The sequence below is a fragment of the Mycolicibacter algericus DSM 45454 genome (genome assembly GCF_002086455.1).
GTDB classification, from domain to species: domain Bacteria; phylum Actinomycetota; class Actinomycetes; order Mycobacteriales; family Mycobacteriaceae; genus Mycobacterium; species Mycobacterium algericum.
The window spans coordinates 1-21,229 of the sequence record NZ_MVHC01000002.1; the positions used below are offsets into that span (position 1 = coordinate 1).

20 protein-coding genes are annotated in these 21,229 nt (G+C 69.8%); 11 read left to right on the top strand and 9 right to left on the bottom strand.

Going from position 1 to position 21,229, the window contains the following annotated elements; translation table 11 throughout:
- Positions 1 to 7: 7 nt before the first annotated feature.
- The 3 genes from BST10_RS01915 to ctaC all read right to left on the bottom strand — a co-directional run bounded on the left by BST10_RS01915 (position 8) and on the right by ctaC (position 2,125).
- The gene (locus tag BST10_RS01915; RefSeq protein WP_423226883.1) at positions 8 to 541 is read right to left on the bottom strand and encodes a hypothetical protein; all 534 of its coding nucleotides are present in this window, start codon (positions 539 to 541) and stop codon (positions 8 to 10) included.
- 132 nt (positions 542 to 673) lie between these two features.
- Positions 674 to 1,093 (bottom strand): cytochrome c oxidase subunit 4, encoded by a 420-nt coding sequence (locus BST10_RS01920; protein WP_083036164.1) that lies wholly within the window; start codon positions 1,091 to 1,093, stop codon positions 674 to 676.
- Between the two features lie 9 nt (positions 1,094 to 1,102).
- Positions 1,103 to 2,125 carry an aa3-type cytochrome oxidase subunit II gene (ctaC, locus tag BST10_RS01925; protein ID WP_275987543.1) on the bottom strand — a complete coding sequence of 341 codons (1,023 nt, stop codon included), beginning with the start codon at positions 2,123 to 2,125 and terminating at the stop codon, positions 1,103 to 1,105.
- Positions 2,126 to 2,353: 228 nt separating this feature from the next.
- Between ctaC and asnB the strand changes: the two genes are divergently transcribed.
- The gene (gene asnB, locus BST10_RS01930; protein ID WP_083036168.1) at positions 2,354 to 4,333 is read left to right on the top strand and encodes an asparagine synthase (glutamine-hydrolyzing); all 1,980 of its coding nucleotides are present in this window, start codon (positions 2,354 to 2,356) and stop codon (positions 4,331 to 4,333) included.
- A 44-nt stretch (positions 4,334 to 4,377) separates the two neighbouring features.
- Here asnB and BST10_RS01935 read toward each other — a convergent pair whose 3' ends face one another.
- The 3 genes from BST10_RS01935 to BST10_RS01945 all read right to left on the bottom strand — a co-directional run bounded on the left by BST10_RS01935 (position 4,378) and on the right by BST10_RS01945 (position 7,079).
- Positions 4,378 to 5,352 carry a carbohydrate kinase family protein gene (locus BST10_RS01935; RefSeq protein ID WP_083036171.1) on the bottom strand — a complete coding sequence of 325 codons (975 nt, stop codon included), beginning with the start codon at positions 5,350 to 5,352 and terminating at the stop codon, positions 4,378 to 4,380.
- 122 nt (positions 5,353 to 5,474) lie between these two features.
- Positions 5,475 to 5,831 (bottom strand): HesB/IscA family protein, encoded by a 357-nt coding sequence (locus BST10_RS01940; RefSeq protein WP_065025289.1) that lies wholly within the window; start codon positions 5,829 to 5,831, stop codon positions 5,475 to 5,477.
- Positions 5,832 to 5,927: 96 nt separating this feature from the next.
- The gene (locus BST10_RS01945) at positions 5,928 to 7,079 is read right to left on the bottom strand and encodes a glycerate kinase family protein (RefSeq protein ID WP_083036173.1); all 1,152 of its coding nucleotides are present in this window, start codon (positions 7,077 to 7,079) and stop codon (positions 5,928 to 5,930) included.
- Positions 7,080 to 7,139: 60 nt separating this feature from the next.
- On the opposite strand from BST10_RS01945, the gene BST10_RS01950 reads away from it, so the two are divergent.
- From BST10_RS01950 to BST10_RS01960, 3 genes are read left to right on the top strand one after another with little or no spacing between them, the layout of a single operon-like run.
- A complete protein-coding gene (locus BST10_RS01950) occupies positions 7,140 to 7,826 on the top strand; it encodes a DUF3043 domain-containing protein (protein ID WP_083036175.1) in 687 nt (228 codons plus the stop codon).
- A 28-nt stretch (positions 7,827 to 7,854) separates the two neighbouring features.
- A complete protein-coding gene (gene cobT / locus BST10_RS01955) occupies positions 7,855 to 8,916 on the top strand; it encodes a nicotinate-nucleotide--dimethylbenzimidazole phosphoribosyltransferase (RefSeq protein WP_109559376.1) in 1,062 nt (353 codons plus the stop codon).
- Positions 8,913 to 9,644, top strand: a complete 732-nt coding sequence (locus BST10_RS01960; RefSeq protein WP_083036180.1) for an adenosylcobinamide-GDP ribazoletransferase — start codon at positions 8,913 to 8,915, stop codon at positions 9,642 to 9,644. The genes cobT and BST10_RS01960 overlap by 4 nt, the downstream gene beginning before the upstream one ends.
- A 309-nt stretch (positions 9,645 to 9,953) precedes the next feature.
- On the opposite strand, the gene BST10_RS01965 is transcribed toward BST10_RS01960, so the two are convergent.
- Both BST10_RS01965 and gcvT read right to left on the bottom strand, forming a co-directional pair.
- Positions 9,954 to 11,060: a branched-chain amino acid aminotransferase gene (locus tag BST10_RS01965; protein WP_083036182.1), complete on the bottom strand. Its 1,107-nt coding sequence runs from the start codon at positions 11,058 to 11,060 to the stop codon at positions 9,954 to 9,956.
- Positions 11,061 to 11,083: 23 nt separating this feature from the next.
- Positions 11,084 to 12,178, bottom strand: coding sequence for a glycine cleavage system aminomethyltransferase GcvT (gene gcvT, locus BST10_RS01970; RefSeq protein ID WP_083036184.1), 1,095 nt, complete (start codon positions 12,176 to 12,178; stop codon positions 11,084 to 11,086).
- Positions 12,179 to 12,210: 32 nt separating this feature from the next.
- Between gcvT and BST10_RS01975 the strand changes: the two genes are divergently transcribed.
- Together BST10_RS01975 and BST10_RS01980 are read left to right on the top strand one after the other, a co-directional pair.
- Positions 12,211 to 13,299: an adenylate/guanylate cyclase domain-containing protein gene (locus tag BST10_RS01975; RefSeq protein WP_083036186.1), complete on the top strand. Its 1,089-nt coding sequence runs from the start codon at positions 12,211 to 12,213 to the stop codon at positions 13,297 to 13,299.
- A gap of 11 nt (positions 13,300 to 13,310) precedes the next feature.
- Positions 13,311 to 14,909, top strand: coding sequence for a leucyl aminopeptidase (locus BST10_RS01980; RefSeq protein WP_083036187.1), 1,599 nt, complete (start codon positions 13,311 to 13,313; stop codon positions 14,907 to 14,909).
- A gap of 15 nt (positions 14,910 to 14,924) precedes the next feature.
- On the opposite strand, the gene BST10_RS01985 is transcribed toward BST10_RS01980, so the two are convergent.
- Entirely contained in the window at positions 14,925 to 15,809 is an 885-nt protein-coding gene (locus BST10_RS01985; RefSeq protein ID WP_235673719.1) for a hypothetical protein, read from the bottom strand.
- A gap of 204 nt (positions 15,810 to 16,013) precedes the next feature.
- On the opposite strand from BST10_RS01985, the gene sucB reads away from it, so the two are divergent.
- From sucB to BST10_RS02010, 5 genes are all read left to right on the top strand, one after another.
- The gene (gene sucB, locus BST10_RS01990; protein ID WP_083036189.1) at positions 16,014 to 17,765 is read left to right on the top strand and encodes a 2-oxoglutarate dehydrogenase, E2 component, dihydrolipoamide succinyltransferase; all 1,752 of its coding nucleotides are present in this window, start codon (positions 16,014 to 16,016) and stop codon (positions 17,763 to 17,765) included.
- A 43-nt stretch (positions 17,766 to 17,808) separates the two neighbouring features.
- Positions 17,809 to 18,720: a TIGR01777 family oxidoreductase gene (locus tag BST10_RS01995; protein WP_083036190.1), complete on the top strand. Its 912-nt coding sequence runs from the start codon at positions 17,809 to 17,811 to the stop codon at positions 18,718 to 18,720.
- A 67-nt stretch (positions 18,721 to 18,787) separates the two neighbouring features.
- Positions 18,788 to 19,492, top strand: a complete 705-nt coding sequence (lipB, locus tag BST10_RS02000) for a lipoyl(octanoyl) transferase LipB (protein WP_013828622.1) — start codon at positions 18,788 to 18,790, stop codon at positions 19,490 to 19,492.
- Positions 19,489 to 20,439 (top strand): lipoyl synthase, encoded by a 951-nt coding sequence (gene lipA / locus BST10_RS02005; RefSeq protein WP_041317702.1) that lies wholly within the window; start codon positions 19,489 to 19,491, stop codon positions 20,437 to 20,439. The genes lipB and lipA overlap by 4 nt, the downstream gene beginning before the upstream one ends.
- A 31-nt stretch (positions 20,440 to 20,470) precedes the next feature.
- Positions 20,471 to 21,223, top strand: a complete 753-nt coding sequence (locus tag BST10_RS02010) for a DUF4191 domain-containing protein (protein WP_083036191.1) — start codon at positions 20,471 to 20,473, stop codon at positions 21,221 to 21,223.
- Positions 21,224 to 21,229 lie beyond the last annotated feature (6 nt).

Here is a 21,229-nt window from a genome sequence, read left to right on the forward strand (position 1 = left end):
GGGACCATTAACGGGATGTCGAACGCGGATTCGTACGGCCGGCCCGCGGCGGCGGGGGCGGCGGCACGGTGGTGGTCGGGATGCTGGTTTTGGTGATCTCGTCCTGCACCGGCGGCTGCGACACGGTGGTGCTGGTCGTGGCAGGAGTGGCCAGGTCGTGCGTTTCGGTGCGGGCGAACAACAGTGCCACCGACACCACCAGGGAGATCGCGGCGATGATCACGGTGACCCCGACCACCCAGGGCCAGCGCGGCGTCTTGGCGTGCGGGTCCGGCTCGTCGGGCGCGTTGTAGTTGTCGTAGTCGTACAACCGCGGGTCGGCCGGCACGTAAGGGCCGCTCAGGAATTGCTCGGACTCCGGCGCCGAATAAGCCTGCGAGTACGCCGTGTTGTCGGGGGTGGCCGCAACATCGTCGATCGCCGGGATGTCCCTGCCGCCGACCGCGCCCGGGACCGCTTCCGGAGCCGGTTCAGCGACCGGCTGACCGTTGCCGGGGACGTCGTCTCCAGAGCCCGACTCCGGGGGATTCGGCCCGCTCATTCCCGCCTATCCTGTTCCAACCTGTGCGCCCACCCGCGCGCCACCCACCGCGGTCGAATTCGACCGCCGGTGGTCATTGTGCACCGGCAACCCTACCCAAACGGGTCGACACGGCGGCGCGTGCGGACCGGCTCAGTGTTTCTCGGGGCCGATGTAGTACTCGAAGACCAGCCCGGCCACGCTCGATATCACCAGCACCACGCCGGCGGTGATCAGCCACGGCAGCCACAACGCGATCCCGACGGCGGCCACCGATCCGGACAGTGCGATCAAAATCGGCCACCAGCTGTGGGGGCTGAAGAAACCCAACTCCCCGGCGCCGTCACTGATCTCGGCCGCTTCGTAGTCCTCGGGACGGGTGTCGAGCCGGCGAGCAACGAACCGGAAGAAGGTGGCCACGATCAGCGCCATCACCCCGGTCAGGATCAGCGCCGTGCTACCGGCCCACTCCACGCCACCGGTGGCGAACAACGACGTCAGTGCGGCGTAGACCACACCGACGACCACGAAGAAGGTGGCCACGAACTCGAACAGCCTGGATTCGATGCGCATGGATCGTCCCTACTTGTCGCTGGCTTGCGGGGCCAGCAGGCCGCGCCGGCTATCGAACGGTTGCGTGGTGACGGCCAACGGCTCCTGGTTGATCGCCTCGAGCGCCTCGGCGTTGCTCTTCCCGGCGATGCGCTGGCCGAGGTAGGCCTTGAAGTCGTTGGGCGAGACCACCCGGACCTCGAAGTTCATCATCGCGTGGTACGTGCCGCACATCTCGGCGCAGTGACCGACGAACGCCCCTTCCTTCTGGATCTCGGAGACCTGGAAGGTGTTCACCTGGTTGTTGCGCTCGGGCCAGGCGATCACGTCACGCTTGAACAGGAACTCCGGCACCCAGAACGAGTGGATGACATCGGCGGAGTTCAGCACGAACTCGATGCGCTTGCCGCTGGGCACCACCAGCACCGGCACCTCGTTCGTGGTGCCGAGTGTCTCGACCTTGTCGAAGTTGAGGTAACTGCGGTCCTCGGTGTTGCGGCCACGGATCGGCCCGACCAGCTCCTCGCCGTGCTCGTCGACGCCTTCCGGCTTGGAGATCAGCGCGTCCTTACGCTGCTGGTCCGCGCCTTCGTAGCTCAACGTGCCGTCGCGGAAGTCGACCTTCTGGTAGCCGAATTTCCAGTTCCACTGGAACGCGGTGACGTTGACGACCACCTCGGGGTCGGGTTCGTGGTGCAGCATCTTCTCCTGCACGACGACGGTGAAGTAGAAGATCACCGCGATCGCCAGGAACGGCAGCACGGTCAGCCCGAGTTCCAGCGGCATGTTGTAGCCGAACTGGCGCGGCAGTTCGGTGTCGGTCGCCTTCTTGCGGTGGAAGAACGCCGACCAGAAGATCATTACCCAGACCATCCCGCCGATCACCACCGAGGCGATGACCATGCCCAGCCACAGCTTGTAGTTGGCCTCGGCCTCGGGCGTGATGCCCTTAGGCCAGCCGAAGCCGACCACGTCGGTCCAGTCGAAGCTGCAGCCGCTGAGTGTCACCGCCAGTAGCCCGAGTACGCCGGCTCCCGCCAGCGGCCGAAGCAGACGGCTGAGCACAACGCCCTGCCCGCGACGTGTCACGTTGGTGCCTCCTCGAGTCACAGACCGGGCCGGCCAAAACCGGCGGAGCAGTCGAATACTACGCAGCGTAGACCACCCGAGTCACCCCGGTTCGGCTGACCTGCCGGTTGGCCGGTCCGGTCGGGCCCACCACCGGGCCTGGGCAGGCCTACGCGGTCTGAGACCGATCCCGGTGCGGCATACTGAGACCCGATGTGTGGACTGCTGGCCTTCGTGCGTGCCCCGGCCGGCACCGCCGACCCCGCCGCGGCGGATTCGGGCGACCGCACCGACATTGTCGCCACGGTCGAACGGGCGGCGCACCTGATGCGCCATCGGGGGCCCGACGAACTGGGCACCTGGACCGGCGACGGCGTCGCCCTGGGCTTCAACCGGTTGTCGATCATCGACATCGAGCATTCGCATCAGCCGTTGCGCTGGGGGCCCGCTGAACAGGCCGACCGCTACGTACTGGTGTTCAACGGGGAGATCTACAACTACCTCGAGCTGCGTGAGGAGTTGGCCGCAACCCACGGCGCCGTCTTCCACACCGACGGTGACGGGGAGGCGATCGTCGCCGGCTACCACTACTGGGGCACCGACGTGCTGCCGCGGCTGCGCGGCATGTTCGCCTTCGCACTGTGGGACACCGTGCGCGGCGAACTGTTCTGTGCTCGCGACCCGTTCGGGATCAAGCCGCTGTTCATGGCCAGCGGGCCGGGCGGCACCGCGGTGGGCAGCGAGAAGAAGTCGCTGCTCGACATGGCCGCCCTGGTGGGCTTCGACGTCGGCGATGCCGGCATCGACAGGCGGGCGCTGCAGCACTACACCGTGCTGCAGTACGTGCCCGAACCCGAAACACTGCACCGCGGGGTGCGGCGGCTGGAGTCGGGCTGCTGGGCGCGGATCAGCCCGGACCGGCCGGTCCCGGAGATCACCCGCTACTTCAAGCCCCGATTCGACGCCACCCCGATCAGCCGCGACACCGAACAGGCCCGCTACGACGAGATCACCGCGGTGCTGGAGGACTCGGTCGCCAAGCACATGCGGGCCGACGTCACGGTGGGCGCGTTCCTCTCCGGCGGGATCGATTCCACTGCGATCGCCGCGTTGGCGATGCGCCACAACCCGAAGCTGATCACGTTCACCACCGGGTTCGAGCGGGAGGGCTTCTCCGAGATCGACGTCGCCGCGGCGTCCGCCGAGGCGATCGGCGCCAGGCATGTGGTCAAGGTGGTCAGCCCGGCGGAATTCGTCGCCGCCCTGCCCGAGATCGTCTGGTACCTCGACGACCCGGTCGCCGACCCGGCCCTGGTCCCGCTGTACTTCATCGCCGCCGAGGCCCGCAAGCACGTCAAGGTGGTGCTCTCCGGCGAGGGTGCCGACGAATTGTTCGGCGGCTACACCATCTACCGCGAGCCGCTGTCGCTGCGGCCGTTCAACTACCTGCCGGCACCGGTACGCCGGTCGATGGGCAAGGTGTCCAAGCCGCTTCCGGACGGGATGCGCGGCAAGAGCCTGCTGCACCGCGGGTCGCTGACGCTCGAGGAGCGCTACTACGGCAACGCCCGTAGCTTCTCCGACGAGCAGCTGCGCGCGGTATTGCCCGGCTTCTCCCCCGAGTGGACGCACACCGATGTGACCGCGCCGCTGTATGCCGAATCAGCGGGCTGGGATCCGGTGGCCCGGATGCAGCACATCGACCTGTTCACCTGGCTGCGCGGCGACATCCTGGTCAAGGCGGACAAGATGACCATGGCCAACTCACTGGAGTTGCGGGTGCCGTTCCTGGACCCGGAGGTGTTCGCGGTCGCCTCCCGGCTGCCGGCGTCGGCCAAGATCACCCGCACCACCACCAAGTACGCGCTGCGCCGTGCGCTGGAGCCGATCATCCCCGCGCACGTGCTGCATCGGCCCAAGCTCGGTTTCCCGGTGCCGCTGCGGCACTGGCTGCGCGCCGGTGAACTGCTGGAGTGGGCCTACGCCACCGTCGATGGCGCCGCCGCCACTTCCGCTGCCCAGCTGATCGACGTCGCCGCGGTGCGCACCATGCTCGACGAGCACCGGGCCGGCACCGCCGATCACAGCCGGCGGCTGTGGACCATGCTGATCTTCCTGCTCTGGCACGCCATCTTCGTCGAGCATTCGGTGGTCCCGCAGATCAGCGAGCCGACGTACCCGGTACAGCTGTAAGGCGCGAACAGCGGATTCGGGCGCTTTCGTGACTGCTCGGCGGGTTATTTGAGTGCGGCGCCGATCTCCGCGGCGGGGGCGTCGCCGTAGGCGTCGGCCAGCCTGGCGAGCGCGACGTCGCGGTCCCACGACCACTCCTGGGTTCCGGTGGATTCGAGCACCAGCACCGCGACGAGAGAACCGAGTTGCGCGGAGCGCTCCAGGCTCAGCCCGGCGCTGCGGCCGGTCAGGAAACCGGCCCGGAAGGCGTCACCGACTCCGGTCGGGTCGGTCTGGGCCTTCTCGGGTACCACGCCGACATGGATCCGCGAACCGTCGGGGTTGACGATGTCCACGCCGTTGCCGCCCAGCGTGGTGACCCGCAGGCCCACCTGCTTCATGACGTCGGCCTCGGTCCAGCCGGTCTTCGACAGCAGCAGATCCCACTCGTAGTCGTTGGTGAACAGGTAGGTGGCACCGTCGATGAGCCGGCGGATCTCCTCACCGGTCAGGCGGGCCAGCTGCTGGGACGGGTCCGCGGCGAACGCCAGGCCGAGCTTGCGGCACTCCTCGGTGTGGCTGAACATCGCCTCGGGGTCGTTGGCTCCGATGATGACGAGTTCGGGGGTGCCGAGGCGCTCCACTACCTGGGCCAGCGAGATGTTGCGTGCCTCCGACATGGCGCCCGGATAGAACGAGGCGATCTGGGCCATGTCGATATCGGTGGTGCAGGTGAAGCGCGCGGTGTGCGCCGTCGTGGAGACCAGCACGTTGTCGCAGTTGACGCCGTGGGAGGCCAGCCAGTCGCGGTAGTCGGCGAAGTCGTCGCCGGCCGCGCCGACCAGCGCGGCATCACCGCCGAGCACGCCGATCGCGTACGCGATGTTGCCCGCCACACCGCCGCGGTGCACCACCAGGCCGTCGACCAGGAAGCTCAGCGAGACTTTCTGCAGGTGATCGGCCAGCAACTGTTCGGAGAACCGACCCGGAAAGCGCATCAAATGGTCGGTTGCGATCGAACCGGTCACCGCAATCGTCACTGACTATCCCCCTCGTGTTGCCAATGTGGACCTGAATGTGGGTTCCCACGGTAGCGGCCGGTGCAACCCGGTTCGTCGCCGGGCAGCGCCTAGCCGTCAGGCCGAGGGGCGGTTGCCGATGGTCAGTTGAATGAGTCGCCGCACGAGCACGAGCCGCCCGCGTTGGGGTTCTCGATGGTGAAACCCTGCTTGTCGATCTGGTCGGCGTAGCCGATCTCCGCACCCTGCAGGTACGGGGCGCTCATCCGGTCGACGGCCAGCTTGACCCCGTTGAAGTCGGTGATCACGTCACCGTCGAGGGTGCGGTCGTCGAAGAACAGGTTGTAGCGCAGGCCCGCGCAGCCGCCCGGTTGAACCGAGATGCGCAGGGTCAGGTCGTCACGGCCTTCCTGGGCCAGCAGCGACTTCACCTTGGCCGCGGCTTCGTCGGTCAAGACCACGCCCTGAGACTCGGTGGTCGACTGGTCCTGAACAGTCATTGCGTCTCCCTAACTGCGGTTGATTCGGGGCGGGCTCGCCTCGACTCGAAGCATTCAAGCCCACCGTCACAACGATACCGTGCGCCGAGGTGTTCCCTACTGAGCTGCCGGATCGGGGGAACCCGCCGGTCGGCTACCGATCTGCGCCGCAAGCACCGTGGTCAGCCCGATCAGCTGGTTGGCGGCGTCGACCAGCGCCAGGCCCACCGAGCCGGCGTGGTCGGCGATCGCGCGGGCGGCCACCACGCCGGCCGACCGCAGCGCCGGCTCGTCCAGGTCGATCTGCCCGGCAAGTACCAGCACCGGCAGCTGCCGGGTCCGGGCCGCGGCGCACAGCGACCCGATGACCTTGCCGTGCAGGGACTGCTGGTCGAACCGGCCCTCGCCGGTGACCAGGACGTCGGCATCGGCGAGGGCGGCCGCCAAATCGGTGTGGCGCGCCACGATAGCGGCGCCCGATTCGGCGACGCCGCCCAGTGCCAGCAGGGCGGCGCCGATCCCGCCGGCGGCCCCGGCCCCGGAAGCGGCACTGACCTGCCGGCCGGCGGCGCCGTCGAGTTCGGCCGCCCAGGCGGTCAGCCGGGTTTCGAGTACAGCGACCGTGGCAGCGTCAGCGCCCTTCTGCGGTCCGAACACCCGTGCCGCGCCCCACGGGCCCAGCAGCGGGTATTCGACGTCGCAGGCCGCAATCAGCTCGACATCGGCGAGCCGCCGCCTGGCGGCGGTCAAGCCGCCCAGTTCCTCGACCATGCCCTTTCCGCCGTCGGTACTGGCGCTTCCCCCGAGCCCCACGACGATGCGCCGGGCCCCGGCGTTCAGTGCCGCGTCGATGAGGTGCCCCACCCCGGCGCTGTGTGCCGCCAGTGCAGTCCGCGGCGACGGTGACCCGTCCAGCAGCGCCAACCCGCAGGCCTGGGCACATTCCAGGTAGGCCGTCTCGGCTGCCGCGTCCCAGAACCATTCCGCCTCGACCGGTGTGTCCAACGGCCCGCTGACCCGACACCGCTGCACCGTGCCCGAACCGGCCTCGCCCAGCCCGGCTGCCAGCACCGCGACGAAACCCGGCCCGCCGTCGGATTGCGGGGCGATCGCCAACCGGTCGTGGGGGCGGCTGCGGTGCCACCCGGTCGAGATCGCGGCGGCGGCCTGCACCGCGGTCAGGCTCTCGCCGTAACAGTCCGGTGCGATCAGCACCCGCAGCCCCGCCGCCCCCGCCGAGGAGGCACCGGCACCAGGGTGGTCAGCCATACCGGCAGGGTATAGAGCCACATCGGCGACCGGGAACAGCGGCCAAGTAATCTGGCGGGCGTGAAGCTGCCGGGACGCAGGAAAGACGAAGCGGGGTCCGCCGGCTCCGCTGACTCCGCCGGCGGTGCCGTCGACCTCGACGGCACCGAATCCAAGGCTGCTGCTCGGTCCGGCCTCACCGCGCCCAAGGGCCGGCCCACGCCCAAGCGCGATGCGCGCGCTCGGCGTCGCGGACCGGTGGCGCCGGCTCCGATGACCGCCGCGGAGGCCCGGGCCCGGCGCAAGAGCCTGGCCGGACCGAAGCTCAGCAAGGAAGAGCGACGCGTCGCGAAGGCACAACGGCGCGAGCGGATGGCGCAGCGCCGGGAGCGGATGCTCGCCGGTGACGAGTCGGCCCTGCTCGAGCGTGATCGCGGCCCGGTGCGCCGCTACGTCCGGGACATCGTCGACGCCCGCTACAACCTGCTCGGGCTGTTCATGCCGGTGGCGTTGGGATTGATGTTCGTGATGATCGCCGTCCCGCAGGTCCAGTACTACATCTCGCCGGCGATGATGCTGCTGATGATCCTGATGGCCGTCGACGGCGTCCTGCTGGCGCGCAAGGTCGGCAGACTGGTCGACACCAAGTACCCCGACAACACCGAAGCCCGCTGGAAGCTGGGCATCTACGCCGCCAGCAGGGCATCCACGCTGCGCCGGATGCGGGCACCGCGCCCGCAGGTGCGGCGCGGCGAACGCCTGGACTGAGTTCGGCTCGGGGCCGTCAGCTTTGGATCTGCAGGAATTCCCGCCGGTATGCCCGCCCGATGCGTCGGCGGCTGCCGCCGCCCGGGCACGGCAGGACTCGCTGACCAAACCACCCGGCTCTCTGGGCCGCCTCGAGGAGCTTTCAGTGTGGGCGGCCGCCTGTCAAGGCCGTTGCCCGCCTAAGCAATTCGACCGAGTTCGGGTGGTGGTGTTCGCCGGTGATCATGGCGTGACCCGAGAACGGGTGTCCGCTTACCCGGCGGAGGTGACGGCGCAGATGGCAGCCAACATCGACCGCGGTGGCGCCGCGATCAACGCGCTGGCCGACGTGTCCGGCGCCGGCGTGCGGGTGGTGGACATGGCCGTCAACAGTGAGGTCTCCGACTCGCTCAGCGCCCACAAGGTGCGCCGCGGCAGCGGTGACATCTCCACCGAGGACGCCCTGACCGCCGAGCAGACCGTGGCCGCGGTGGATGCGGGCCGCCGGATCGCCGACGCCGAAATCGACGCCGGTGCCGACCTGCTCATTCCCGGCGACATGGGGATCGGGAACACCACTGTCGCAGCAACTTTGGTCGCCGCAGTGACCGGTGCCGAGCCGGTGGCGGCGGTCGGCCCCGGGACCGGTATCGATGACGCCGGCTGGGTGCGCAAGACCGCTGTGGTGCGCGACGCGCTGTTCCGGGCGCGCGGGGTGTCGGACCCGTGGGAGCTGTTGCGCTGCTGCGGCGGGGCCGACTTGGCCGCGCTGGCGGGTTTCTGCGCCCAGGCGGCCGTCCGGCGCACACCGGTCCTGCTCGACGGTCTGGCGTCGACCGCCGCCGCCCTGGTAGCCGAGCGACTGGCTCCCGGCGCCCGGGCGTGGTGGCAGGCCGGCCATCGCTCGCCCGAGCCGGCCCACGCGTTGGCGTGCGCGGCGCTGCAGCTGGAGCCGATCCTCGACTTGCGGATGCGGTTGGGTGAAGGCACCGGCGCCGCGGTGGCGCTGCCGGTACTGCGGGCGGCGGTGGCCGCGCTGGCGTCGATGTCCACCTTCGCCGAAGCCGGCGTCTCCGGCCCCGCCGCAGCGACGGCCGAGGCCGACCGGTGATCCGGTCACTGGCCTCGGCGATCACGTTCGGGACGGCGGCACGGCTGCCCGCCGCCGCCGGTGGCGCGCCGGGACGCGGCACCTTGACGGCGCTACCGGTGGTCGGGGCCGGCCTGGGGGCGCTGGCGGCGGGCGCGGTCTGGGCCGGCGGCTTCGCGTTCGGTCCCGATAGCGCGTTGACTGGGCTGCTCGCGGTGGCCGTGCTACTGGCCGCCACCCGCGGGCTGCACATCGACGGGGTGGCCGACACCGCCGACGGGCTGGGCAGCTATCGGCCCGCCGAGCAGGCACTGCAGGTGATGCGCGACGGCGCGACCGGGCCGTTCGGGGTGGTCGCGGTGGTGCTGGTGGTCGGCCTGCAGGCATCGGCGTTCCCGATGCTGGACACTGCGGGCATCGTCGTCGCGGTCTGCGCCGGCCGGGTGGCGGCCGTACTGGCCTGCCTGCGTTCGGTGCCCGCCGCGCCGGGCAGCACGCTGGGCGCCGCCGTGGCGGGCAGCCAGCCGGTACCGGTGGCGATCGCCTGGGTAGCGGTGCTCGCTGCCGGGTCGACGCTCGCCGGTGCGGCGCCGTGGCACGGGCCGGTCGCCGTGGCGGTGGCGCTGGTCGGCGCCGCGGTGCTGGTCAGGCACTGTGTCCGCCGCCTGGGCGGTGTCACCGGCGACGTGCTGGGCGCGGCCGTCGAATGGACGACGGCGCTGGCCGCCGTGCTGCTGGCCGCGTTCTGACCCGGCCGAAAGCATCGAAAACTCTCCGGACTTAGAGATATTTCTCCCCCAAAGTCACAGCTCCGAGGTAAGTTTGGAAAAATAGGAACTGTTATTAACATCTTGGCCTTCTCGCGACTCGGGAGGAACGCGGATGCCTCGCCATCATCGCTACAGCAAAAGAAGCCGAGAATCGCGCAAGGCGATGACCGACGGGGCTGGCGACGCGCCGGACTACCCCGACGCCGAGGACGCCCTGGCCGAGGACTGGCCACCCGGTCCGGAGGAATCCGACCCCCCGCCCGGCTCGGCGGGTTGAGCCCGGCGGGATCAGTCCAGCCGAGCCATCCAGCCGTGAGTGTCGGCGAAGGTACCGCGCTGGATGCCGGTCAGCGTGTCCCGCAGCGCCATGGTGACCTCGCCCGGCTCACCGTCGGCGATGGTGAACACCCCGGCCGCGGACTTGACCCTCGACACCGGAGTGATGACGGCGGCGGTGCCACAGGCGAAGACCTCGGTGATCTCGCCGGCAGCGGCCTTCTGCTGCCATTCGTCGACATCGATCTTGCGTTCCTGGACCGCGAACCCAGCGTCAGCCGCCAACTGCAGCAACGAATCCCGAGTGATTCCGGGCAACAGTGACCCGGACAGCTCCGGCGTGACCAGCCGCGCCGAACCGCCGGTGCCGAACACGAAGAACAGGTTCATCCCGCCCATCTCCTCGACGTAGCGCCGCTCGGCCGCGTCCAGCCACACCACTTGATCGCAGCCGTTGTCGGCGGCCTGCGCCTGGGCGACCAGCGAAGCAGCGTAATTACCGCCGAACTTGGCCGCGCCGGTGCCGCCCGGGCAGGCTCGCACATACTCGGTCGACAACCAGACGCTCACCGGCTTGATGCCGCCCTTGAAGTACGCGCCGGCAGGTGAGGCCATCACCAGGCAGCGATACTCATTGGCCGGACGCACGCCCAGTCCCGGCTCGGTGGCGAAGATGAACGGCCGCAGGTACAGCGACTCCTCTCCCCCGGCGGCCGGCACCCAGGCGGAGTCCACCGCGATCAACTGCCGTAGCGACTCGATGAACAGTTCGTCGGGAAGTTCCGGGATTGCCAGCCGCCGAGCCGACGCGCGCATCCGGGCGGCGTTGGCCTCCGGCCGGAACGACACGATCGATCCGTCCGTCCAGCGGTAGGCCTTCAGCCCCTCGAAGACCTCCTGCGCGTAGTGCAGGACGACCGCCGACGGGTCCAGTTCGATCGGCCCGTAGGGCATGACCCGCGCGTTGTGCCAACCTGCATCGCGGGTGTAGTCGATCGACACCATGTGATCGGTGTGGAACTTGCCGAAACCCGGCTCAGCCAAAATGGTTTCACGTACCTCGTCGGGAGTCGGGTTCGCCGTGACCGACACCTGGAACTCGAGGAGGCCGCTTTTCATGCAGCGATTGTATAACCGGTGCGCTAGCGGGTTTTTGCCGTCACGAACGGCGGCCGCACCAACTGGCACTCGACGGCCCGGCCGCGCACGTCGACGGTGACCAGTGCGCCGTCGTCGATGCCGGCATCCGCGTCGATCAGCGCCAGCGCGATGCCGGCCTTCAGCGTCGGCGAGAAGGTGCCCGACGTGGTGACCCCGACCTGCCGGTCGCCGTCGAGCACCGCCAACTCGGCTCGCAACACGCCGCGTCCGGTGGCGCGCAGCCCGCGCAGCAGCCGCGCCGGGCCTGCCGCCTTCTCGGCCAGCAGCGCCTCGCGGCCGAAGAACGCCGGCTTCTGCCAGCCGATCGCCCAGCCGCAGCGCGCCTGCAGCGGCGAGATCTCCGGCGACAGTTCGTGGCCGTGCAGCGGGTAGCCCATCTCGGTGCGCAGCGTGTCGCGGGCGCCCAGACCGGCCAGCTCACCCCCGGCCTGCGAAACTGCCGCCACCAGCGCGTCGAACACTACCGCCGCCGCCTCCCACTCCGGCAGCAGTTCGTAGCCGTGCTCCCCGGTGTAGCCGCTGCGGCATACCCGTACCGGCACGCCCGCATACGACGCATCGGCGAAGCCCATGTAGTCCATCTCGGTCGGCAGTCCCAAGCCGGCCAGCACCTCGGTCGACCGCGGCCCCTGCACCGCCAGCACCGCGCGCGAGCGGTGCTCGTCGGTGATGGCCACCCCGGCCGGGGCAGCCTCGGTCAAGGCGGCCACCACCGCCGCGGTGTTGGCGGCGTTGGGCACCAGGAAGATCTCGTCGTCGGCGATGTAGTAGGCGATCAAGTCATCGATGACGCCCCCGGATTCGTTGCAGCACAACGTGTATTGCGCCTTGCCGGGCCCGATCCTGGTCAGGTCGTTGGTGAGTGTGGCATTGACGAACGCCGCCGCGCCCGGGCCGCGAACCGTCGCCTTGCCCAGATGGCTCACATCGAACAGACCCACGGTGCTGCGGGTGGCGTTGTGCTCGGCGACGGTGCCGGCGTAGGACACCGGCATGAGCCAGCCCCCGAACTCCGCGAAGCTGGCGCCCAGCTCGCGGTGGCGATCTTCCAGGGGTCCGTGTTGCAGTTCGCTCACGACGAGCCACCTTAATCGGCAAACTTGTCTAGGTGGTCGATTGGGACGCGCTGGCAGCCGCGGGCATCTCCGACGCGCGCGAGCGCGCCGACCTGCTTGAGTACCTCGACGGGCTCGGTTTCAGCACCGAGGAGATGGCCGAGGCCGAACGCCAGGGCCGGCTGTTCGGCCTGGCCGGTGACGTGGTGGGGCGCTCGGGTCCGCCCGACTACACGCTGCGGACCGCCGCCGAGGCCTTGCGGGTACCGGTCGGCGATGTCGAACGCGCCTGGACGATGCTCGGGCTCAGCGTCGATGGCCCCGACACGCCGGCGCTGAGCCAGGCCGACGTCGACGGGCTGGCCACCTGGGTCGAGATGCGGTCCTATCTCGGCGAGCCGGTCGACGGCTTCCTGCGGGTGTTGGGGGCGACGATGGCCCGGCTGGCCGAGGCCGAGTCGTCGATGATCCGGATCAGCGAGCCCGACATGTGGCTGGGCCACACCCACAGCGAGCTGCGCACCGCCCGCGCCTGGCGGACGGTCGCCGAATACATTCCCCGGATCGGCGCGATGATCGACGCCGTCCACCGCCAGCACCAGGTCAGCGCCCGGACATTCCTCGAGGGCCTGGCCGGCGGGCCCACGTCGAGCATGGTGTGCGGGGTGGGCTTCGCCGACCTGACCGGCTTCACCGCCCTGACCCAGGTGCTCACCTCCGAGGAGCTGGCGACGCTGCTCACCGACTTCGGCGGCAGCGTCGCCGACGTGGTGCACGCCGACGGCGGGCGGGTGGTCAAGTTCATCGGCGACGCGGTGATGTGGGTGAGCGCGAGCGGGGAGCTGTTGGCGAAGGCGGCGACCGACCTGGTCGACCATCCCAAGGCCCGCAAGGTGGGTCTGCAGGTGCGGGCCGGACTGAGCTACGGGGAGGTGCTGGCCATCAACGGTGACTACTTCGGCACCCCGGTGAACCTGGCCGCGCGGCTGGTGGACGCCGCCGAACCCAGGCAGGTACTGGCCTGCGCCGGCGTGGTCAAAGAATTGCCGGACTGGCCCGTGGTGGAAAGAGGGCCCTTGAAACTCAAGGGATTCGACGAGCCCGTCCCGGCATACGAGCTGGTGCTGCCCGCCGATCGTTAGGGTGAGTGCTTGTGAGCACCCAACCCGGATACCGCGCCCCTACCGTCACCGTCACCGACTCGCTGCCCACCGCCGAGGAGGCGGTGCTGATCGTGCCGGTCGTATCGGCCGGCGATGAGCCGGATGAGTCCGGCGGTTCAGCGAGGCTCGACGAAGGAGAGGCGAAGCTGGGATCGCCGCCTCAACAGGGCGCCGTGGTCGCCGCGACCGAGCCGGCACTGCCGGCCGAAGCGGTCGCCGAGATCGAGGCCGGACTGCGGGCGCTGAACGCCAAGGGCAGCAGCGAACAGGTGCATCGGCTGGTGGTGGCATCACTGCCGGTGGCCAGCGTACTGACCGTCGGACTGGGCAAGGCCCGCGACAGCTGGCCCGCTGATGTGATCCGGCGCGCGGCGGGGACCGCGGCACGCTCGCTCAACGGCACCGCCGCCATCGTCGACACCCTGGCGGGGCTGCCCGGCGTCCCCGACGAGGATGTGGTGGCAGCCGGCGTCGAGGGCCTGCTGTTGGGCGGCTACCGCTTCACCGCGTTCCGCACCGACAGGACCGCCCCGAAGGATCCGGGCCTGCAATCCCTCACCGTCCTCAGCGCCGCGCCCGACGCGGCGGCACGCGCGGCCCACGGGGCGGATGTCGCCGCCGCGGTGGCCACCGCGCGGGACTTCGTCAACACCCCGCCGAGCCACTTGTTCCCGGCCGAGTTCGCCGACCGGGCCAAGGCGCTGGGCGAAGCCGCCGGCCTGCAGGTCGAGGTGCTCGACGAGCAATCACTCGCCGACGCCGGCTTCGGCGGGGTGATCGGTGTCGGCAAGGGATCGTCGCGGCCGCCGCGGCTGGTGCGGCTGACGTACCGGCCGGCCGTCGAGCACGAGGTCAAGAAGGTGGCGCTGGTGGGCAAGGGCATCACCTTCGACACCGGCGGCATCTCGATCAAACCGGCCGCCTCGATGCACCACATGACCTCCGACATGGGCGGGGCTGCGGCCGTGATCGCGACCGTGGTGCTGGCTGCGCGCCGCGAACTCCCGGTCGAGGTGACCGCCACCGTCCCGATGGCCGAGAACATGCCGTCGTCCACCGCGCAGCGGCCCGGTGACGTGCTCACCCAGTACGGCGGCACCACCGTCGAGGTGCTCAACACCGACGCCGAGGGCCGGCTGGTGCTGGCCGACGCGATCGTGCGGGCCTGCGAGGACAACCCGGACTATCTCATCGAGACCTCGACGCTGACCGGTGCGCAGACGGTGGCGCTGGGTGCGCGCACCCCCGGGGTGATGGGTTCGGACGAGTTCCGGGACCGGGTGGCGGCGATCTCGCAGGCCGTCGGCGAGAACGGCTGGCCGATGCCGCTGCCCGACGAGCTCAAAGAGGACCTGAAGTCGACGGTGGCCGATCTGGCCAACGTCAGCGGGCAGCGCTTCGCCGGCATGCTCGTCGCCGGGGTGTTCCTGCGCGAGTTCGTGGCCGAGGGCGTGGCCTGGGCGCACATCGACGTGGCCGGGCCGGCCTACAACAGCGCCGGCCCGTGGGGCTACACCGGCAAGGGCGGCACCGGAGTGCCGACCCGCACCATGTTCGCGGTGTTGGAGGATATCGCCGAGAACGGTTAGCCGGTTACCGCCCGATCATGCCGGTTGCTTTTCGGCGACCGGATCGGAAATTTCGACGCCGCTCTGAAAGGACAGCGCGGTGCTCTGCAGCAGCACCACAACGGTCAGCAGAGTCACCCACATCCAGCCCTCGCCGGGGGTGATGTGCGAATGCGGATCAATGGTCGGTAACGCCACGACGGACCGAATCCGCGCGTACATCACGAAGGCGATGGTGATATACGGCAGCGCCGTTTGGCTGGTGCGCACGATGCGGCCACGTGGTGACGGCGAACGGCGCCGTTTTGCTCCGGCGAACCAGAGGGCACCGCTGACGGCCATCACCGTCAGCCCGAGCGGTGCCGCGAGCCGGTTCGCGTGATCCCACAACGGCTGCAGCGGCTGCCGGTCCTCCGGCGAACCGAGCGAGATGGCCAGATCCATGAGCTTGATTTCGGCGAACGCGAAGACAACCGGCGGGACGAGCACCACCACGATGAATCGCGCATGTTTGGCGAGAGCCGCCGATGAGCTCGCCGCGAACTGCACCAGGCCGTAAACCAGGATGGAGATCGATGCCGCGAACATGACGTCGCCCAACAGTTCTTCGGATGCCGCCCGGCCACCGGTCAGCGCGCAGCCGCGCTCACCGGCCAGGATGCCGTACTGGAAACTGGCGAACAGCAGGCCGAGGAACGCCGCCACCAACGCGATCCCGGTCAATTTCTCGTACTCGGCGCCGCGCACGTCGACCGGATGCCCGCCGGCGTGCTTGCGATGCGAGCGGTCGAGCACGACCGTGACGGCAGCAAATGTGAAGCCCGCGAGAATTCCGGCTATTGCCTGGTAGTTACTGGCCACACCCGATATGTCGAAACCGGACCACAGCTCGCAGTTATCGCCGCCATTTCCGGAGCCCATCACCGGGATGCTAGTTCACCGATACGGCCATCGGCCCCTGGATGTGTAAGCGAGCCGGGGCAATGACAGGATGGTTTCGGCAGTCCGCGACAGTCCGCCGCCTAGCAGCGAAAGTCCGCCCGGATACGCCGCTCGATGCACCCGCTGTGGTAAGCCGGAGGGCGAGCCAAGGCGGCCCACCGACCGATCGAGGAGTCAACTGCGATGGCGTTCTCAGTTCAGATGCCGGCCCTCGGTGAGAGCGTCACCGAGGGAACCGTGACCCGCTGGCTCAAAAAAGAGGGCGACACCGTCGAGGCTGATGAACCGCTGCTGGAGGTCTCCACCGACAAGGTCGACACCGAGATCCCGGCGCCGGTGTCCGGCGTGCTGACCAAGATCATCGCCGAGGAGGACACCACGGTCGAGGTCGGCGGCGAGCTGGCACTGATCGGCGAGGCCGGCGAAAGCGCTGCGGGCGACGGCGAGCCCGCCCAGCAGGCCGCCGCGGCCGAGCCCGCCGAGCAGGCGCCCGAGCCCGCCGCCGAGTCCAAGCCGGAACCGGAGCCCGAGGCCGCCGAGTCCGGGGCCGAGTCCAAGCCCGCTGCCGCCGCGCCGGCCGGCGACGGCACCCCGGTGCTGATGCCCGAATTGGGCGAATCCGTCACCGAGGGCACCGTGACACGCTGGCTGAAGCAGGTCGGCGACTCGGTGGAGGTCGACGAACCGCTGGTGGAGGTCTCCACCGACAAGGTCGACACCGAGATCCCCTCCCCGGTGGCCGGTACGCTGCTGTCGATCACCGCCGGTGAGGACACCACCGTCGAGGTCGGCGGCGAGCTGGCCAAGATCGGTTCGGCTTCCGCCGCGGCGGCAGAGCCGGCAACCGCCCCCGCCCCGAAACCGGAGCCCGAGCCGGAACCCGAGCCCGAACCCGCGCCGGAAACGGAGCCCGCCCGGCAGGCCCGGCCCGAGCCCACGCCGGCTCCCGCACCGGCCGCCCCGAAACCCGCCGCCGAGGCGCCGGCCGCCGGCGGCTCCGACGCCACGCCGTACGTCACCCCGCTGGTGCGCAAGCTCGCCGCCGAGAACGACGTCGACCTCAGCCAGGTCACCGGCACCGGGGTCGGCGGGCGGATCCGCAAGCAGGATGTGCTGACCTTCGCTGAGCGGCAGGCCGGACAACGGCAGGCACCGGCCGCACCGGCCGCCCGGTCGGCGACCCCGGCGCCCGCCGCCCCGGCGCTGGCTCACCTGCGGGGCACCACCGCCAAGGCCAACCGGATCCGCCAGATCACCGCCAAGAAGACCCGCGAATCCCTGCAGGCCACCGCTCAGCTGACCCAGACCCATGAGGTCGACATGACCAAAATCGTGTCGCTGCGGGCCAGGGCCAAAGCGGATTTCGCCGAGCGCGAGGGCGTCAACCTGACCTACCTGCCGTTCATCGCCCGCGCGGTGATCGACGCGCTGAAGGCCCACCCGAACGTCAACGCCAGCTATAACGAGGAAGCCGGCGAGATCACCTATTACGACGCCGAGCACCTCGGCTTCGCAGTGGACACCGAGCAGGGGCTGCTGTCGCCGGTGATCCACAACGCCGGGGACCTGTCGCTGGCGGGGCTGGCCCGGGCCATCGCCGACATCGCCGCCCGGGCACGCTCCGGCGGCCTGAAGCCCGACGAGCTGTCCGGCGGCACCTTCACGATCACCAACATCGGCAGCCAGGGCGCGCTGTTCGACACCCCGATCCTGGTGCCGCCCCAGGCCGCCATGCTCGGCACCGGGGCCATCGTCAAGCGGCCACGGGTCATCGTCGACGACGCCGGCAACGAATCGGTCGGTGTGCGGTCGGTCTGCTACCTGCCGCTGACGTATGACCACCGGCTGATCGACGGCGCCGACGCCGGACGGTTCGTGACCACGATCCGCACCCGGCTCGAAGAGGGCGAGTTCGAGGCCGAACTGGGGCTTTAGCGGACCTGAGGAGTATCGGGAAGGGCTGCAAGAGGATTCAGCTGTGGGCAACCTCATCGTCGCTATCGCCGGGTCCTCCGGCCTGATCGGCTCCGCGCTGGTCTCGGCCCTGCGGACCGACGGTCACCAAGTGCTGCGGATCGTGCGGCGTACCCCGGCCAACGGCGGCGAGCTGCGCTGGGACCCCGAGGCCGGAGACATCGACGCCGATGCGCTGGCCGGCGTCGACGCCGTGGTGAATCTGTGCGGCATCGGCGTCAGCGACCGCCGCTGGTCCGGGGCTTTCAAACAGACCCTCCGCGACAGCCGGATCACCACCACCGAGGTGCTGTCGGCCGCGGTTGCCCAGGCTCGGGTACCGCTGTTGATCAACGCCAGCGGGGTCGGCTTCTACGGCGACACCGGCGCTCGCACGGTCGACGAATCCGCGCCGGCCGGCCGAGGGTTTCTGGCCCGGCTGGCACAGGACTGGGAGGCCGCGACCGCGCCCGCCCGCGCCGCCGGCGCCCGGGTGGTGCTGGCCCGCACCGGCCTGGTGCTGGCCCGCGCGGGTGGGCTGCTGGCGAGGTTGCGCCCGTTGTTCTCGCTGGGGCTGGGCAGCCGACTGGGCAGCGGCCGCCAGTACATGTCCTGGATCAGCCTGGACGACGAGGTCCGGGCGTTGCGGTTCGCGATGACCGAGCCGGCGCTCAGCGGTCCGGTCAACCTGACCGGGCCGGCGCCGGTGACCAATGCCGAGTTCACCGCGGCGCTGGGCCGGACGCTGAACCGGCCTGCCCCGCTGCTGGTGCCCGGATTCGCAGCGCGGGCAGTCTTCGGCGAGTTCGCCGAGGAGGGTCTGCTGGCCGGTCAGCGTGCCATCCCCGCCGCGTTGGAGCAGGCCGGCTTCCAGTTCCGGCACAACACCATCGGCGAGGCCCTCAGCTATGCCACCGAGCGCCCGACCCCGCTCTGATGTTTTCCGCAGGACCTCCCCGCGGTCCCGCTCCGGCGGCCGTTGCCGAGCCGGGTAGCCTGCGAGCATGAGGTCCATCCGGTCTGACACCGCGCCGCTCGACGTGCGCCAGCTCGGTACCGTCGACTACAGCACCGCCTGGCAGCTGCAGCGTGACCTGGCCGACGCCAGGGCCGCCGGCGGCCCCGACACGCTGCTGCTGTTGGAGCATCCGTCGGTCTACACCGCCGGCCGGCGTACCGAGCCGCACGAACGCCCGCTGCCATCGGTTCAAGGTACCCCGGTGGTCGACGTCGACCGGGGCGGCAAGATCACGTGGCACGGCCCGGGACAGCTGGTCGGCTATCCGATCATCGGCCTGACCGAACCGATGGACGTCGTCAATTACGTTCGCCGCCTTGAGGAATCACTCATCGAGGTATGTAACACGTTGGGACTCAACGCACTTCGCATCGACGGCAGATCCGGAGTATGGCTGCCGGCCGACGGTAGCCGTCCCGCCCGCAAGGTCGCCGCGGTCGGTGTCCGGGTGGCACGCGCGATCACCCTGCACGGCTTCGCGCTCAATTGTGATTGTGATCTCAGCGCGTTCGGGTCGATCGTGCCATGCGGGCTCACCGATGCGGGTGTGACGTCGCTGTCGGCGGAATTGGGGTTCGCGACCGGTGTCGAAGACGTTCGGCGCGCGGTCGCCGGCGCGGTCGTCGACGCGCTCGACGGCGTGCTGCCGGTGCGCGACCACTTCGAGTCGCGCGTAACATCGACACGGTGAGCGCCGCCGGAGAAGGCCGGAGATTACGCCGCGCCGAAGCACGCAACGCCGAGACACCGATCGAGCGCAAACCGTCGTGGATCAAAACCCGCGCCCGAATGGGTCCGAACTACACCGACCTCAAGCTGCTGGTAAAGCGGGAGAAGTTGCACACGGTGTGCGAGGAGGCGGGCTGCCCCAACATCTACGAGTGTTGGGAGGACCGGGAGGCCACGTTCCTGATCGGCGGCGAGGTCTGCACCCGCAACTGCTCGTTCTGCCTGATCAAATCGGGCAAGCCCAGCGAGCTCGATCGCGACGAGCCACGTCGCGTCGCCGAGAGCGTGCAGGCGATGGGGTTGCGGTATTCGACGGTGACCGGGGTCGCCCGCGACGACCTGGCCGATCAGGGCTCCTGGCTCTACGCCGAGACGGTGCGTGCCATCAAGGCGCTCAACCCGTCCACGGGCGTCGAACTGCTGATCCCCGACTTCGGCGGTCGACCCGACCTGCTGGGCGAGGTGTTCGAGTCCCGCCCGGAGGTGCTGGCGCACAACGTCGAGACCGTGCCCCGCATCTTCCGGTTGATCCGGCCTGGATTCAGCTACGAGCGCAGCCTGAACGTATTGACCCAGGCGCGCGACGCCGGGCTGGTCGCCAAGAGCAACCTCATCCTGGGCATGGGTGAGACACCCGAGGAGATCCGGGCGGCGCTGGCCGACCTCTACGACGCCGGCGCCGAGCTGGTCACCATCACCCAGTATCTGCGCCCCACCGAGCGGCACCACCCGATCGACCGGTGGGTCAAGCCGGAGGAGTTCGTCGAGCACGCCCGCTACGCCGAAGAGCTCGGGTTCGCCGGGGTGATGTCCGGGCCGTTGGTGCGCTCGTCGTATCGGGCCGGCCGGCTCTACCAGCAGGCCATGGCTCGTCGCGCCGAGCGGGACCGCACTCCGGCCCCCGGCTGACGAGAAGCCCGGCTGCGTATCCTTGGTAACTATGCCCAGACCGCGCACCACCGCCGAGAACAAGGCTGCCCGGGAGGCCGCGAAAGCCACCCGCAAGGCCGCCAGCAAAGAGCGCCGCACCCAGCTGTGGCAGGCCTTCCAGCTGCAGCGCAAAGAGGACAAGCGGCTGCTGCCGTACATGATCGGCGCATTCGTGCTGGTCGCGGGGGTGACCACGGCGTTGGCGCTCAACGGCGGGACGTTCGCCAAGGTGACCACGATTCCGCTCGGCCTGCTGTTGGGCGCGCTGGTGGCGTTCGTGATCTTCGGCCGGCGCGCACAGCGGACGGTCTACCGCAAGGCCGAGGGGCAGGCCGGGGCGGCGGCGTGGGCACTGGACAACATGCGCGGCAAGTGGCGGGTCACCCAGGCGGTCGCCGCCACCGGCCAACTGGACGCCGTCCACCGCGTGATCGGGCGCCCCGGTGTCATCTTCGTCGCGGAAGGCTCCGCCACCCGACTCAAACCGCTGCTCGCCCAGGAGAAGAAGCGCACCGCGCGACTGGTCGGCGATGTACCGATCTACGACGTCATGGTGGGCAACGGCGACGGCGAGGTGCCGCTGGCCAAGCTGGAACGGTTCCTGACCAAGCTGCCGGCCAATATCTCGGCCAAGCAGATGGAATCGCTGGAGTCGCGGCTGGCGGCGCTGGGCTCGCGGACCGGTACCGCGGCCATGCCCAAGGGCCCGCTGCCCGGCGGCGCGAAGATGCGCGGCGTGCAGCGCGCGGTGCGCCGCCGGTAGGCCGCA

What these genes read in the sequence shown, in the direction of transcription:
- BST10_RS01915 (WP_423226883.1), bottom strand. Translation starts at nt 541, where the DNA reads ATGAGCGGGCCGAATCCCCCGGAGTCGGGCTCTGGAGACGACGTCCCC.
- BST10_RS01920 (WP_083036164.1), bottom strand. Translation starts at nt 1,093, where the DNA reads ATGCGCATCGAATCCAGGCTGTTCGAGTTCGTGGCCACCTTCTTCGTG.
- asnB (WP_083036168.1), top strand. Translation starts at nt 2,354, where the DNA reads ATGTGTGGACTGCTGGCCTTCGTGCGTGCCCCGGCCGGCACCGCCGAC.
- BST10_RS01940 (WP_065025289.1), bottom strand. Translation starts at nt 5,831, where the DNA reads ATGACTGTTCAGGACCAGTCGACCACCGAGTCTCAGGGCGTGGTCTTG.
- BST10_RS01945 (WP_083036173.1), bottom strand. Translation starts at nt 7,079, where the DNA reads ATGGCTGACCACCCTGGTGCCGGTGCCTCCTCGGCGGGGGCGGCGGGG.
- BST10_RS01965 (WP_083036182.1), bottom strand. Translation starts at nt 11,060, where the DNA reads ATGAAAAGCGGCCTCCTCGAGTTCCAGGTGTCGGTCACGGCGAACCCG.
- BST10_RS01985 (WP_235673719.1), bottom strand. Translation starts at nt 15,809, where the DNA reads ATGGGCTCCGGAAATGGCGGCGATAACTGCGAGCTGTGGTCCGGTTTC.
- sucB (WP_083036189.1), top strand. Translation starts at nt 16,014, where the DNA reads ATGGCGTTCTCAGTTCAGATGCCGGCCCTCGGTGAGAGCGTCACCGAG.
- lipB (WP_013828622.1), top strand. Translation starts at nt 18,788, where the DNA reads ATGAGGTCCATCCGGTCTGACACCGCGCCGCTCGACGTGCGCCAGCTC.
- BST10_RS02010 (WP_083036191.1), top strand. Translation starts at nt 20,471, where the DNA reads ATGCCCAGACCGCGCACCACCGCCGAGAACAAGGCTGCCCGGGAGGCC.